We start from the raw sequence: 14,356 nt of genomic DNA on the forward strand, positions 1-14,356 counted from the left end.
ATCACGCTAACGACTTCACGACTGCGCGGGAACCTCCGCAGGGCGCTTGAACATCCGGGTGGCGGTGATCTCACCGTGGATGGTCGGGCCGTCCGGGTCCTGCTGGGCCGGCAGGCCCGGGCGCAGGTGCTCCTCCACCGAGATGTACTTCAGGCCGGCCCGCAGGTCGGCGTCGTTGCGCAGGCGGATCACCAGCGGGAACTCGGCGAGCGCGGTGGTGTCGAACAGGCCGGTGGTGTAGATGAGCTGGACGCCGAGCGCGTCGGCCACGGCGCGCTGGAGTTCCAGCAGGTAGGTGGCGTTGGCGCGACCGATCGGGTTGTCCAGGAACAGCGTGCCGGCGTGCCGCAGCTGGGACTGGCCGCGGTCGTTGGCGCGCAGCGCGGCCATCGTGCAGTAGAGCGCGATGGCCGCGGTGAGCAGCTGGCCGCCGGAGAAGACGTCGGACATCTGGCCGACGCCGACCCGCTCGGCGCGCAGCACCGCGTCGGGCTTGAGGATCTCGACGCTGACGCCCTTGGGGCCGATCGCGGCGGCGACACCGCGCAGCAGCAGGGACATGCCGTCGCGGCGCAGGTCGCTGTTCTTCTTGACGGCGGCGCGGGTGGCCTCGTCGATGACCTCGCCGAGGCGCTCGACCAGGGTGGCGTGGTCCGGGTCCTCGAAGCGGATCCGCAGGAACTCCTGGCCGGACCACTCCCCCAGGCCCTCGGGGAGCCTGGACAGCCGCTGGGCGGCGCGCAGGGTGGTGAGCGAGGACTCGACCAGGCCGCGCAGCCGGTCCACGATCGAGCCGCGGTTCTTCTCCAGCTGGGCGAGCTCGTCGGTGAGCACCCGCAGCCGCGGCGCGAAGGCGGCGGCCCAGGCGGCGGCGTGCTCGGGCAGCGCGGAGGCGGGCAGTTCGCGGATCTGCTGGCGGGCGGGGGTGCGCACGGCCTCGTAGCGGGCCGCGTTGGCGTGCCGGACCAGCGCGTCGGCGGCGTCGCGGACGGCGAGTTCGGCGGAGGACAGCTCGCCGGCCGCGGTACGCAGGCTGCGGCGGGCCTCGGTGGAGGTGGTGCGGGCCTCGGCGAGGGAGCCGAGGTACGGCTCCGCCGGGTCGTCCGCGTCGTCCTGGTGGTCGCGCAGGCCGTCGCGCAGCTGGCCGGCCAGTTCGTCGAAGTCGGCGGCGGCGGACTGGGCGGTGTCGAAGGTGCGCTGCAGGTCGGCGTGGGCGGTGCGGGCGTCGTCCACGGCCTCGCGGCACTCGGCGAGCCGGCTGGTGGCGGTGCGCAGCAGGGTCTGGGCGTGCTCGGGGTCGGTGGGGACGAGGTCCTCGGGCAGCTCGGTGTGCGCCTCGCCGTCGACGGGGGCGGAGCGCTCGGCCTCGCCGCGCAGGCGGCCGAGCTGCTCGCTGGCGGCGGCGGAGCGGGCCTCGATGGTGGCGACCAGCTCCTCGGCGCGGGCGGCGGCGGCCTGGCGGGCCGGGCCGTCGGCGCCGTCCGGGCTGCCGAGGAGCTCCTCGGCGCGGGTGCGGACCTTGTTGGTGAGGCGGTCGAGTTCGGCCGCGGCGGCGGCCTCGTCGCCCTCGGCGCGGGCCTGTTCGGCACGCAGGTCGGCACCGACGCCGACCTTCTCGTACAGCTGGGAGGCGGCCCGGTAGGCCTCGCGCAGGGCGGGCAGAGCGGCGGGGGCGGTCTGCTCGGCGGGCTCGTCGGCCTGCTCGGCGGCGGGGATCTCGGCGCGTTCGGCGCGCAGCGCGCGTCCGGTGCGGCGGGCGTCGTCGGCGGCGCGCTGGGCGGCGCGGCGGTCCTCGTCGCAGGTGCGGGCGCGTTCGGCGCGGAGGGCCTGGCGGCGGTCGCACTCGGCGGCGTCCTCGGCCAACTCGCGCTGGCGGCGGGCCCAGTTGGCGCGTTCGCGCAGGCGGAAGGCGAGGCCGGAGAGGGCGTCGGCGCGGCGGCGGGCGCGCTGGGCGGCCTCGCGGTGCTCCTCGTGGGCGGAGGCGGCGGTGGCGTGGTCGGTCTCGGCCTCGTCGTGCTCGGCGCGCAGGGTGGCCAGGGCGGCGGCGGCCTGCTCGGCGTGCTCGCGGGCGGCCTCCGCGGCGGCGGCGAGTTCCGCGAGGGTGCCGGGCGGGCAGCTGGCGTGCCAGGAGGCGAGGCGGGCGGCGAGGGCGCGGTCGGCGCCGAGGCGGCCGGCGAGTTCGCGGATGTGCTCCTCGCGGGCGCTCGCGCGGGCGCGCAGTTCGCGGCGCTCACCGTCGGCGGCGGACTCGTCGTGCATGGCCGGGTTCGGCGGCACCAGGAAGAACGTCGGCTGGTCGGTGATCGGGGCGATCAGCGAGGCGGCGGCGCCGACGGCCACGGTGGAGCGCGGCAGCAGGGCGGCGGCCTGCAGGGCCTCGCGGGCGCGCTCTAGCGAGGACGGGTCGGTGACGACCACGCCGTCGACCAGTTCGGGTCGGGCGGCGAGGATCGCCTCGTGGTCGGCCGGGTCGACGGACTGGGCGAGGTAGCGCCAACCGGGCAGGGCCGGGATGCCGTGCTCGGCGAGGTACTCGACGGTGGCCAGCACGTCGGGCCCGGGCGGCAGCAGGCCGCCGTCGCCGAGCGCGGCAAGGATGCGGGAGTCGTCGGCGGCGGCGGTGCGCAGGTCGAACAGGGTGCGCTCGGCGGTGGCGATGGCTTCGTCGAGGAGTTCGCGCAGGTACTCGGCGTTGCGGTCGAGCACGGCGGGGGTGAGGAAGCCGGCGTCCTCCTCTGCGCCCTCTTGGTAGGGCGTGAGGGAGAGCAGGTCGGCGAGCCGCTGCTCGGTGGCGAGCAGGGCGGCGGTGCGCTGCTCGGCGGCCAGGGCCTGGGCGGCGCCCTTGCGGGCGTCGCCGGCCCGCTCGGCGGCGAGTTCGGCGCGGGAGGTGGCGGCAGCGGCCTCGCGCAGCCGGGCGGCGGAGGCTTCGGCGGCGGCGCGGGCCTGGGCGAGGGACGCGGCGGCGGCCTTCTCGACGTCGGCGGCGTGCAGCGCGGCGCGGGCCGGGTCCACGTCGCCGTCGGCGTCGATGAAGCCGGCCTCGACGGCGGCGGCGGTCTCCTGCTCGACCTCGGCGAGGCGCTGACGCAGGTGCTCGGCCTCACTGCGGGCCTTCTGGGCTGCGGTGGCGGCCTCGGTGGCGTCGGACTGCGCCTTGGCGCCGTCCTCCTGGAGCTCGCTCGCGCGCTGCTCCTCGGTGTCGGCGCGGGACTCGGCGGCCGTGGCCGCGGTTTCCAGGGCGCGGGCGAGCGCGGTGGCGGCGCGGGCGCGGGCCGCGAGCGCGGGGGCGGCGTCCAGCTCGGCCTCGCGGATGGCGGCGCCGACCCGGGCGACCCGGTCGGCGGCGGCGCGGTGGCGCAGCACGGCCTCGGCGGCCTGCCAGGCGGAGTGCAGGGTGCGGGCGTCGATGAGTTCGCGGCGCAGCGCGGCGGCCTCGGCGGTGGCCGCGGCGAGGCTCAACGTGGCGTGCCGGTAGGTGAGTTCGTCCGCGATCAGGCTGTGCCGGGTGCGGTCGGCCTCGGCGGCGGTGACGGCGCTCGCGGCGGCGGCGACCTCGATGGCGAGGTCCTGGGAGCGGTCGCGTTCGGCGGCGGCGCGGGAGGTGAGGGCGTGGGCCAGGCGGCGGGTGCGGCGCTCGGCGGTGCGGTGGGCCTCGCGGACGGCCTCGCGGGCGGTGGTGGCCTCGACGATGCGTTCCAGCAGGTCGAGCGAGCCGGCGGTGAAGTCGCGTTCGGCGGTGAGTTCGGCGCGGCGGCCGAGCTTGGCGGCGAAGCCGTGCACGAGGTCGGCGAGGCCGTCGGTGTCCCGGGTGTCGGTGACGGCGCGCAGCAGCAGGTCGGTGAAGTCGCTGTCGTGCTTGACCGCGAAGAGGCCGGCCGCCTCGCCCTCGTCGGCGTTCATCTCGCGCTGGTAGCGGAAGAGTTCGGGGTCGAGGCCGAGTTCGCCGAGGTGCTCGGTCCAGCGGTCGTGACCGTCCTCGAAGACCAGGTCGAGGTGGGGGTGGGCCTTGCCGGCCTCGGTGAGGGCGTCGCGGAAGCCCTTCATGGTGCGGCGGCGGCCGCGGGCCTTCTGGTCACCGGCCAGGCTGACGCGTTCGGCGACCGGCAGCGAGTCGAGGGTGAGGCCGGGGCCGGGGCGGAAGGAGTACCAGGTCTCGGCGAACTTGCGCGGGTCGGAGGAGACCTGGCGGCCGCGCCACTCGCTGACCTTGCCGACCACGATCAGCTCGCCGGTGACGGTGTGCTGCCACTCCAGGGCGACGTGGCCGCAGTCGTCGGCGAGCAGGAACTTGCGCAGCACGCCGGAGCTGGCGCCGCCGAGGGTGTTGCGGTGGCCGGGGAGCATCACCGAGAAGATCAGCTTGAGCAGGACGGACTTGCCGCCGCCGTTCTCCAGGAAGAGCACGCCGGCCGGGGCGGGGCGGCGGACCGGGCCGTCGGTGTCCTCGCCGAACAGGCCGATCTGCTGCGGGGCCGGGTCGGCGACGGGCTCGCCGACGCCGCGCAGGTCGAGCACCGTGTCGGCGTAGCGGGCGCCGGCCGGTCCGATCGAGTAGAGGCGGACCCGGTTGAGCTCGTACATGTGCGGCGGTTCTCCGTGAGCGTGGTGAGAAGGGGCGTCAGGACTCGGCTGTCAGAGCGAGTGGAACGGCAGGCCGGCGTCGGCGACCAGCTCGTCGGTGGTGTCCGGAGGCAGCAGGCTGGCGGTGCCGTCGGAGACCGGGACGATGCCGAGGTCGAGCAGTTCGGCCATCGCGGCGCTGCCGGCCAGGTCGCGGACCTGGAGCTGGTAGCGGGCGGTGGTGCGGTAGGTGCCGCCGGAGTCATCGGAGACCTTCTGCAGGAAGCCGGAGTCGACCAGGAACATGACGGCCTTGGCGACGATGCCGATGGTGGAGCCGGAGAGCCGGCGGGCGTCCTTGGTGGCGCCGGTGGCGGTGCGCCGGGCCCAGACCCGCCAGGCGGACTCCAGGCCGGGGGCGTCGGAGGCCGGGTCGGTGTTGGCGCCCTCGGCGTCGGCCTGCTCCTCCAGTCGGCGGCAGGCCTGGCGGACGAAGGAGTCGACGCCGTTGACGGTGATCCGGCCGAGGTAGCTGTCGTCGGCGAGGTCCTCGGGGCGGGGGAAGGCCATGGCGGCGACGGCGAGGTGGGCCAGGCCGTGCAGGAAGCGGTCGGTGGTCTCGGAGGCGGCGCGTCGCGAGTAGTCGCCCATCCGGACGGCGAACAGTGAGTCCTCGGCGGCGGCGACGGCCATGCCGGCCCGCGGCGAGACCTCCAGGACGACCAGGCCCATGCCGGTGGCGATGGCGTCGGCGAGACGGGCGAACGGCGGGTCCTCGCGGTGGCGGCGGACGAGTTCGGCGTATTCGACGTCGCGGGTGGGGAGCAGCTTGGCCTGGAGGCCGAAGGAGACCAGCCGGGCTGCGTCGGCGACGTCGGCCGGGGTGATCGGCGCGGGGGCCGCGGGTTCGGTCTCGGCCGCCCAGGACGTGTCGTGGTGGGTCGTCACGGGCGGTGCTCCTCGGGGCTGTTGCTGTTGCGGGTGCTCTGGTGGTGCGTCAAGGTCGTTGCCTGGAGAGTCGGTGCTCGGCCGGTCAGCCGGCGTCCTTGCGGTCGGCCGCCATGCCTGCCGCGTCGAGCAGGGCGCTGCCGACGATCAGGTCGGCGCCCCCGAACTCCGGGTCGTTCAGCGGGGTGCCGTCGTCCACGGCGAACAGCAGCCGTTCCTCGCCCTGGCGGTAGGCGGTGCCGACCGGCGGGCTGGCCGCGTGCACGGCCAGCAGGGCGACCAGGTACGGGAGTTCCGGGTCCCGCTTGCGGGCGTCGGCGAGCAGGCCGGAGAGCCGGCGGGGGGCGTCCGGGGCCAGGTCGAGCAGTTCCAGGGCGGATTCCAGCTGGGCCTCGGAGAAGCGGCTGTCGTCCGGGGTGGCGACCAGGTCCGGGTCGGGCAGTTCGGCGCCGAGGTGCTCGCGCTCGACCGGCGGGGTGAGCAGCAGGTCGACCAGGTCGGCGACCCGGACCGAGACGGGCGTGCGCAGTCCGGCGCCGCGGGCGAAGAAGGCCCCGGTGGGGCGGACGGCCTGCTCTATCGGCAGCCGCAGCACGGGGGCGAGCAGCTGCCCGTACAGGTCGATGCCGCTACGGGCGCCGGGGGTGGCGAAGGCCTGCCGGTCCTGCTCGGCGCGGAACAGCGGGCCGGCCTCCAGCAGGCGGGTCTGCAGCTTCGTGTGGCGCCGGATGCAGTCCTTGACGATGTCGAGCAGTTCGGCGGCGCGGCGCTTGTGCTCCGCCCCTTCGGGAGTGTGGGGCTCGGCCTCGTCGCGGGCCTTGCGGATGTTGGTGAGAATCGCGTTCTCGTGCCGGTAGCGGTCGGCGATGTGGTCCAGCGCCTCGTCGATGAGGTCGGGGATGGCCCGCATCCAGTCGACCGCGCGGACGTTGCGGCGGGTGGCGTCGAGGGCGCGGCGCAGCGTCTCGGCGTACTGGACGGTGCGGTACCGGGCCTGTTCGGCGGCGAGCTGGGCGTCGGCCAGCCGGCCACGGCGGATCAGCACCTCCAGCTTGACCTCGGCGGCGATCTGGGCCGAGGTGACGTCGGTGTCGAGCGCACCGACCAGGACGTTGACCGCCTCGTCGGTGGTGCGCAGGTAGATGCCGCCGTCGGGGCCGGGGACCTCCTCGATCAGCTTGAAGTCGTAGTCGCGCCGGACGTACTCGCCGTCCGCGCCGAAGGTGCCGTAGACGGCGCGGAAGCCCCGGTCCACGCTGCCGACGTTGATCAGCGACTCCAGCACCCAGCGGGCGACCCGCTCGTGCTCGGAGGCGCGGCGGGTCGGGGCCTGGGCGGCGACCCGGGGCAGCAGCCGGGCGAGCACTATGTCGCGGTCGGCCCCGGTGTCGAAGTCCATGTGCAGGGTGACCAGGTCGATCGCGGCGAGGCCGACCTCGGCCATCGCGTAGCCGCCGTACTCGCCGGCCAGGTTGACCTTGCGGTTGTCCAGGTCGTGCAGCGGGGCGGTGCAGGCCAGCGCCTTGAGCCGGCGGGCCAGGCCTTCGTCGGCGGCGGGGCCGGGCGCGGGCCGCACGGGGGCGGCGGGCCCGGCGGGCGGCCGGAGGCCGTGCTCGGTGGGCGGGTCAGCGATGGCGGTCACGGTGGACAAGATTAGAGGTTCGCACCGGCATCAACCGAAACGGACCTTTCGGGCGGGCCGGATGGCAGGTGAGCGGCGGTGTACCGGCCGGATTCAGAACGGGGTTTCGACGGGATTCCGCCATTCCCGAACCGGTATTCGAGAAAACGGTGAGGCTGGCAGAGCGGTTCGGTGATGATCGACCCATGATCACCCGACTGGCCAAAGCGGGCTTCGCCGCCGCGCTGTCCGTGACCACCCTCGCCACCGGTGCCGCCGTCGCCGCGGCCGCGGCCGCGCCGACCGACACACAGTCGACCTCCGCCCAGCACGTGACCGTGTCGCAGAGCGGGAACTACCCCGGCGGATTCTTCACGTCCGGCAACATGTCGGCGAGCTGGGTCTCGTCCGGCACCTCGGATCTGACCGGCCCGACGCACTTCACCGTCGACCTGCCGCCGGGCGTCACCACCGACGGCGCGATGTTCTACTCCACGCCGTACGACTACACGTTCACCGAGACCCTCTCACCCGACGGCCGCCACCTGGAGGCCGTGCTCACCGGCACCCGGGTGGTCGGGAAGAGCGAGTTCATGAAGCTCAACCTCCACACCACGCCCGGAGTGCCGATCGCCGGCGTGATCACGGTGACGGCCGCCAACCCGAACGACACCGACCCGACCGGGCACGTCTCCCGCTACGACCTCGGCAGCCAGGGCTACCTGCCGGCGACAGTCCAGGCCGCCCCGGCCGTCTCCGGCCTCGACACCACCACCGGCCCGGGCGCGGGCGGCACCTCCGTGACCGTCAGCGGCAGCAACCTGTCCAACGGCATGGTGCTGGTCGGCGGCGTCCCTGCGCCGGGCACCTGCACCGACACCGCCTGCACGGTGACCGCGCCCGGCGGCTCGGGCAGCGCCCCCGTCAGCGTGGTGACCCCCGGCGGCACGGCCGCGGCGCCGGTCACCTTCGACTACACCGGCGACCCACCCCCGGCGCCGCCCGCGCCGACGGTCAGCAACCTGACCACCGCCAGCGGACCGGTGGCCGGCGGGACCCAGGTGTACGTCCAGGGCAGCAACCTGACGTACGGCTCGATCGCCTTCGGCGGGGTGCCGGCCGCGCACGTCTCCTGCGGGCCGTCCTTCTGCTCGGCCACTGCTCCGGCGGCCGCCCAGCCCGGGCCGGTGGACGTCACGGTCACCACGGCGGGCGGCACCAGCGCGCCGGTGACATACACGTACACGGCCTAGCCACCGCTCCACGGATGCCCGGGGTGCCGCTTCGGCGCCCGGGCATCCGTGCGTCCGGGGCCGGGCGGGGGCGGAGCGGCCCGGGGCGGGTTCGAAGCCATCTCGGAGGGCTTGTTGAACACGTTCAAATCCAGGGTCTAGAGTCGGTTCCGCGCAGACGGGACAAGGCCCGCCTGCCCCTTCGGCACGTCCGGCGCGGCTTCCGCGCGACGTGCCCGCTTCGGAGGTGTGCGAGATGGACGGTGACCCCGCGGTCATCCTGCGGCGGGTCCGGCGGTGGCTCCGGCTGTTCCTGGTCTGCCTGGTGCTGAGCGGCCTGACCGCATTCCCGCTGGAGACCGAGACCCGCCTGCTGGTCGACTTCGCCTCCGGCCCGGCCGCTCCGCTGACCGGCCACTTCCCGGCCGTCCTCGCCTGGTTCGAACGGGTCCACCAGGGCCTCGCCGAGACCAACGAGCGCTACCCCTTCCTGGCCTACGGCACCGACTGGCTGGCCTTCGCCCACCTGGCGATCGCCGCCGCCTTCTGGGGCCCGCTCAAGGACCCGGTCCGCAACATCTGGGTGATCCGCTGGGCGGTGCTCGCCTGCGGCGCCGTGATCCCGCTGGCGCTGATCTGCGGACCGCTGCGGGGCATTCCGGTGGTGTGGCGGTTTATCGATATGTCGTTCGGGATCTTCGGCGTCATTCCGCTGCTGATCGTGTTGCGGGCGCTGCGTCCGCTGGAACGTTCCTTCCAGGAACGCCTGGCCGCGAACTGAGTCGGCGGCCCCCGCCCCCGCCCGGGGCGCGCGGGCGGGGGCCGCGCGCCGGTGGGCCCTGAGGGTGTCCGGGTCCCGGACACCGGGCTTCATCCGCAGGCCCTACCATCTGGCTCAACAGCTGCTGGGAGGCGGACGGGCGTGGCCGATGCGGTGATCGATCTCAATGCGGACCTCGGCGAGGGGTTCGGGCGTTGGAGCCTGACCGACGACGAGGCACTGCTGTCCGTGGTGACCAGCGCCAACGTCGCCTGCGGCTTCCACGCCGGAGACCCGTCGACCATGCGCCGGGTCTGCGCGCTGGCCGCCGAGCGCGGCGTCCGGATCGGTGCCCAGGTCTCCTACCGCGACCTGGCCGGCTTCGGCCGCCGCGCGATGGACGTCCCCCCGGAGGAACTCGCCGACGAGATCGCCTACCAGATCGGCGCCCTCCAGGTCTTCGCCCGCGCCGCCGGCTCCCGGGTCTCCTACGTCAAGCCGCACGGCGCCCTGTACAACCGGGTGGTCGCCGACTCCGAGCAGGCCGAGGCCGTGGTGGCCGGGGTGCTGCGGGCCGGCGCGGTCTGCGACGGGCCACTGCCCGTCCTCGGGCCGCCCGGCTCCCGGCTGCTCGCGGTCGCCGAGGGCGTTGGGCTACCGGTGGTCACCGAGGCCTTCGCCGACCGCGCCTACACCTGGGCCGGCACCCTCGTCCCGCGCCGCGAGCCCGACGCGGTGGTGCACGACCCCGAGTCGGTGATCACCCGCGCCGTCGGCATCGCCCGGGACGGCACGGTGGAGGCCGTCGGCGGCGAGCGGATCGGCGTCGAGGCCCGCTCGCTGTGCGTCCACGGCGACACCCCCGGCGCCGCCCAGCTCGCCTGGCGGATCCGCGGCGCCCTCGCCTCCGCCGGGGTCCGGGTCGAGGCGTTCACATGACGGTCGGCGCGGTCCGGCGGGTCGGCGATCGGGCGCTGCTGGTCGAGCTCCCGGGGGCGGCCGAGGTCGCCGCCTTGTACGGCTGGCTGCGCGAGCGGCAGGCGGCCGGGGAACTCGGCGAGGTCGAGGAACTCGTGCCCGCCGCGCACACGGTGCTGCTGGACGGCGTCGCGGACGTCCCGGCGGTGGCGGCGCTGCTGCGCACCGCCCGGCCGTGGGCGGCCGCCGCGTCGAGCGGCCCCCTCGTGGATGTCCCGACCGTGTACGACGGCGCCGACCTGACCGAGGTCGCGGCGCTGTGGGGGGTCTCCGAGGAGGCGGCCGTGCGGATCCACACCGAGCCGGAGTACGTGGTCGCCTTCTGCGGCTTCGCTCCCGGCTTCGGCTACCTCACCGGGCTGCCGGCGCGGTACGAGGTGCCGCGCCGGGACACCCCGCGCAGCTCTGTCCCGGCCGGCTCGGTCGCCCTGGCCGGCCCGTACACCGGCGTCTACCCGAGCCCCTCCCCCGGCGGCTGGCAGCTGATCGGGCGCACCGCGCTGGCGCTCTGGGACCCGGAGCGCGAGCCGGCGGCGCTGCTGGCGCCGGGGGTGCGGGTACGGTTCACGGTGGAACGGGCTTAGGGGCTGGCTGAGTTGGGCGAACTGCAGGTGGTGCGGCCCGGGCCGCTGACCACCGTCCAGGACTTCGGGCGGCGCGGCGTCGCCCACCTCGGGGTGCCCCGAGCCGGCGCGCTGGACGAGCCGGCGCTGCGGGCGGCGAACCGGCTGGTCGGCAATGAACCGGGGGCCGCCGGGTTGGAGACCACCCTCGGCGGGGTCGCACTGCGCGCCGTCCGGCCCGCGCTGGTCGCGGTCACGGGCGCGCCCTCCCCGGTGACGGTGGCCGGACGGGCGGCCGCCTGGGGTGCTCCGATCGCGGTACCGGCCGGGGCGGTGGTCGAAGTGGGCGCGGCGACCGCCGGGGTGCGCGGCTATCTGGCGGTGGCGGGCGGGATCGCCGTTCCACCGGTACTCGGCAGCCGCTCCGCTGACCTGCTCTCCGGCCTGGGCCCCGCCCCGCTGGCCGAGGGCGACCGGCTGCCGGTCGGCGCTCCCCCGCCGCACCGGGACCGGGCCGACCTGATACCGCTGCCCGCTCCCCCGGCCGAACTGGTGCTGCGGTTGCGGCTCGGCCCGCGCGCGGACTGGTTCGCGCCCTCGGCGGTGGCCCGGCTGGCCCGGGACGGGTACCGGGTCTCCCCCGCGAGCAACCGGATCGGGCTGCGCACCGAGGGCCCTGCGGTCGCCCGCACACGGAAGGGTGAACTGCCCAGCGAGGGCATGGTGTTGGGCGCGGTGCAGATCCCCCCGGACGGGCAGCCGGTGGTCTTCCTGGCCGACCATCCGACCACCGGCGGCTACCCGGTGGTCGGCGTCGTACCGGCCGCCGACCTCGCGGCCGCCGCCCAGGCCCGGCCGGGGACGCCGGTGCGCTTCGAACTGCTGCGGGAGCGCTGAGGCCGGGAGCGTTGGGCCGGGCGCGTTGGGCCGGGAGCGCCGAGGGGTTCAGGAACGCATTGCGGGCTCGCCGCGCGCTGAGCTCATTCCACGCCGAGCGCTTCCGCGGCCGCCGCCGCGAAGCCCTCCAGGTTGTCGAGCATGATGTTGTGCCCGCAGTCCGGCACCGCCACCACCCGCACGCCCGCCGTGCGCAGCCCGTCGACACCCTCCGGCTCACCGTCCGCCGCCGGGTGGAGGAAGGTGCGCGGGAGGTCCAGCCCGAGCAGCAGTTCGCGCATGGCCGGCTCGCTGCCCCGGGCGAGGTGCAGGGCGCTGCGGTACAGGCCCTCCGGTCCGGCCAGCCGCATCGTGGACCACCAGAACGGGCCAACCCGCTCGGCGACCTCTCCCCGCCCTTCGGCCAGGAACTCCTCCTCGGTGTAGCTCGCGATCCCGCTGCTGCCGATCCGCTGCCGGCCAGGGGTGATCGGGTCCAGATTGGCGTCCACCAGGAGCAACCGCGCGACCAGTTCGGGATGTCGGTGCGCCAGGACGATCGCGATGGCGCCGCCCATGCTGTGGCCGACCACCTCGACCCGGTCCAGCCCGGCCGCCGCTACGGCCCCAGCGACCGCGTCTGCGTGCGCCTCCAGGGTGTAGCCGAAGTCTCCGGGCCGGTCGCTGATGCCGAACCCGAGCAGGTCGAGCAGCAGCGAGCGGCGCCCGGCGAGCAGTGGGTGGGCGGCGGCCGCGGCGAAGTAGACCGGCGAGCTGGCGCCCAGCCCGTGCAGGTAGACCCGGGCGGGCTCGGCGCCGGGCAGTTCGACCCAGCGGATCCGGTCGCCGTTCGGGGTGACGGTGGCTTCGCGCATGCGCACACACTCCTGGTTCAAAGGGGTCGAAGAGTTCGAAGGGCTCGAAGGGGTCGGTGGAATCGCGAAGACAATACCTCGACACCGAGGTATCACGAAAGAGATATACCCACGCCCCGAGACACGGATCTGAGAGAGTGGCCCCATGCTGAAGCTCGCCATCCTCGGATTCCTGTACGACCGGCCATTGCACGGCTACGAGCTGCGCCGCCACCTCGCCGGGCTCACCGGCCACATCCGCCCGATCAGCGACGGCACGCTCTACCCCGCGATCAAGCGACTGGAGGCCGACGGCCTGCTGGTCCGCGAGACCGAGCCCGGCAGCGCCGCCGCACCCCGGCACACCCTGCACCTCACCGAGGCCGGCCGCACCGCGCTGCTCGACACCCTGCGCGAGCCCGAGCCGCTGGACATCAGCGACGGCAACCGCTGGACCACCCTGCTCTCCTTCCTGCGCCACCTCGACGACCCGGCCGCCCAGGCCGCCGCGCTCCGCCGCCGACTGGCGTTCCTCTCCGAGCCCGCCAGCTTCTACTACGAAGGCGACCGTCCGCTCAGCGCCGAGGAGTTCACCGACCCGTTCCGGCGCGGCCTGCTGCTCACCGCCCGCGCCACGACCGAGGCCGAACTCTCCTGGCTGCGCGCCACCGTGGCCGAGCTGGAGGGTGCCGCACGAACCGGTGGACCGGCGGAGCCGACAGACTGACCGAAAGCCGCCGAACCGTCCTTCCCAGCCCGCCCCTCCCGTGTTCCGATGGCACCCATGGGCAACGACACGAACATGAGCAACGACACGAACATGAGCGACGGGCGACGCCGGGGCTACGACGGCACGGGCGCGGGCGCGATCACCCCGGACGGCTGCGCGGTCGAGGTGTGGACCCGACTGCCGGTGGGCAACGCACCGGACGTGATCGAGTCCGCCGTGCCGCCCGGCGCGAGCATTCTCGAACTAGGCTGCGGCGTCGGCCGGATGACCCACCCGCTGGTCGACCGCGGCTTCACCGTCACGGCCGTGGACGAGTCCGCCGAGATGGTGGCCCGGGTCCGCGCGGGCGTCCGCACCGTACGCAGCCCGATCGAGAAGCTGGACCTCGGCGAGCGCTTCGACGTCGTCATGCTCGCCTCCTTCTTGGTGCACGCCGGCGATGTGGCCGTCCGCCAGGGCCTGCTGGAGACCTGTCGCCGCCATGTCGCCGAGGACGGCTGTGTGCTGGTGCAGCGCGAGGGCGAGGACTGGCACCTCAACGTGCCGCGCGAGAGCCGGATCGGGACGGACGGAACGGCCCGGATCCTCTCCGCTACACCGGTGGGTGATGGGGTGAACTCCGTCCACGCGCAGTACGAGTTCCCGGACGGCACCTGGACGCAGACCTTCCTGTCCCGTCCGCTCACCACGGAAGCCTTCGAACAGGCCCTGGCGGACGCCGGCCTGCGGGTCGAGACGTATCTGACGGAAGACCGCACCTGGGTCAGGGCCCGGCCACTCGGCTGAGCCGTGGAGGCCTGATCCAGGGGCTCACCGAGTTCCGCCCATCCCCTCCAGCGCCCGTCTGCGGGTGCTCTCCGCCCTGTTGGGCCGGGACGACCCGGGCGCGGCCTTCACCGCCGTCACCCCAGCCGGGCACCGAGGCGGCAGAGCTGATCCACTTCCGCAAGGACATCGCCGCGATCGTCCGGGCCTGGGCGCTTTCGCTGTTCCGCCCGGCGCTGCACTCCGTTCGTGGTCTACCGGGTGCTGCCCGGCATACTGATCACCGGCCTGGTCGCGGGCGGCGCACTGGCCTCGGACGCGGGTTCGACCAAGTAGAACGCCGTTCCACAAAAGCCATCCGAGACGGATCGGCCGGAAAAGCAGTGGGCCGGGACACCTTCGCGGTGTCCCGGCCCACTGAACGTTGAGGGCCAGGGCCCGTCTGCAAACTCCCGTCATCCGCCCGGAG

The 14,356-nt window shown here is 74.7% G+C and carries 11 protein-coding genes and 1 pseudogene; 8 read left to right on the plus strand and 4 right to left on the minus strand.

Features of this window, described 5'->3' with window-relative positions:
• Window positions 1-15: 15 nt before the first annotated feature.
• The 3 genes from ACWC9T_RS21980 to ACWC9T_RS21990 form a co-directional block, all read right to left on the minus strand.
• Window positions 16-4,581: a hypothetical protein gene (locus ACWC9T_RS21980; RefSeq protein ID WP_449822732.1), complete on the minus strand. Its 4,566-nt coding sequence runs from the start codon at window positions 4,579-4,581 to the stop codon at window positions 16-18.
• Window positions 4,582-4,632: 51 nt separating this feature from the next.
• The gene (locus tag ACWC9T_RS21985) at window positions 4,633-5,508 is read right to left on the minus strand and encodes a hypothetical protein (RefSeq protein WP_449822733.1); all 876 of its coding nucleotides are present in this window, start codon (window positions 5,506-5,508) and stop codon (window positions 4,633-4,635) included.
• Between the two features lie 85 nt (window positions 5,509-5,593).
• The gene (locus ACWC9T_RS21990; protein WP_449822734.1) at window positions 5,594-7,150 is read right to left on the minus strand and encodes a hypothetical protein; all 1,557 of its coding nucleotides are present in this window, start codon (window positions 7,148-7,150) and stop codon (window positions 5,594-5,596) included.
• Between the two features lie 185 nt (window positions 7,151-7,335).
• On the opposite strand from ACWC9T_RS21990, the gene ACWC9T_RS21995 reads away from it, so the two are divergent.
• From ACWC9T_RS21995 to ACWC9T_RS22015, 5 genes are all read left to right on the plus strand, one after another.
• Window positions 7,336-8,382, plus strand: a complete 1,047-nt coding sequence (locus ACWC9T_RS21995; protein ID WP_449822735.1) for an IPT/TIG domain-containing protein — start codon at window positions 7,336-7,338, stop codon at window positions 8,380-8,382.
• 235 nt (window positions 8,383-8,617) lie between these two features.
• Window positions 8,618-9,142, plus strand: a complete 525-nt coding sequence (locus tag ACWC9T_RS22000; protein WP_449822736.1) for a hypothetical protein — start codon at window positions 8,618-8,620, stop codon at window positions 9,140-9,142.
• Window positions 9,143-9,283: 141 nt separating this feature from the next.
• Window positions 9,284-10,060, plus strand: coding sequence for a LamB/YcsF family protein (locus ACWC9T_RS22005; RefSeq protein ID WP_449822737.1), 777 nt, complete (start codon window positions 9,284-9,286; stop codon window positions 10,058-10,060).
• Window positions 10,057-10,683, plus strand: a complete 627-nt coding sequence (pxpB, locus tag ACWC9T_RS22010; RefSeq protein WP_449822738.1) for a 5-oxoprolinase subunit PxpB — start codon at window positions 10,057-10,059, stop codon at window positions 10,681-10,683. The genes ACWC9T_RS22005 and pxpB overlap by 4 nt, the downstream gene beginning before the upstream one ends.
• Before the next feature lie 12 nt (window positions 10,684-10,695).
• A complete protein-coding gene (locus ACWC9T_RS22015) occupies window positions 10,696-11,559 on the plus strand; it encodes a 5-oxoprolinase subunit C family protein (RefSeq protein ID WP_449822739.1) in 864 nt (287 codons plus the stop codon).
• An 83-nt stretch (window positions 11,560-11,642) separates the two neighbouring features.
• On the opposite strand, the gene ACWC9T_RS22020 is transcribed toward ACWC9T_RS22015, so the two are convergent.
• On the minus strand, window positions 11,643-12,413 hold the full coding sequence (locus tag ACWC9T_RS22020) for an alpha/beta fold hydrolase (RefSeq protein ID WP_449822740.1): 771 nt from the start codon (window positions 12,411-12,413) through the stop codon (window positions 11,643-11,645).
• Window positions 12,414-12,558: 145 nt separating this feature from the next.
• On the opposite strand from ACWC9T_RS22020, the gene ACWC9T_RS22025 reads away from it, so the two are divergent.
• The 3 genes and pseudogenes from ACWC9T_RS22025 to ACWC9T_RS22035 all read left to right on the plus strand — a co-directional run.
• Window positions 12,559-13,119 (plus strand): PadR family transcriptional regulator, encoded by a 561-nt coding sequence (locus ACWC9T_RS22025; RefSeq protein ID WP_449822741.1) that lies wholly within the window; start codon window positions 12,559-12,561, stop codon window positions 13,117-13,119.
• A gap of 57 nt (window positions 13,120-13,176) precedes the next feature.
• Entirely contained in the window at window positions 13,177-13,908 is a 732-nt protein-coding gene (locus tag ACWC9T_RS22030; RefSeq protein ID WP_449822742.1) for a class I SAM-dependent methyltransferase, read from the plus strand.
• Window positions 13,905-14,126: pseudogene (locus tag ACWC9T_RS22035) on the plus strand (undecaprenyl-diphosphate phosphatase); the annotation flags it as partial. The gene ACWC9T_RS22030 and the pseudogene ACWC9T_RS22035, both read left to right, overlap by 4 nt.
• Between the last annotated feature and the right edge of the window lie 230 nt (window positions 14,127-14,356).

The organism is Kitasatospora sp. NPDC001159, assembly GCF_053598235.1.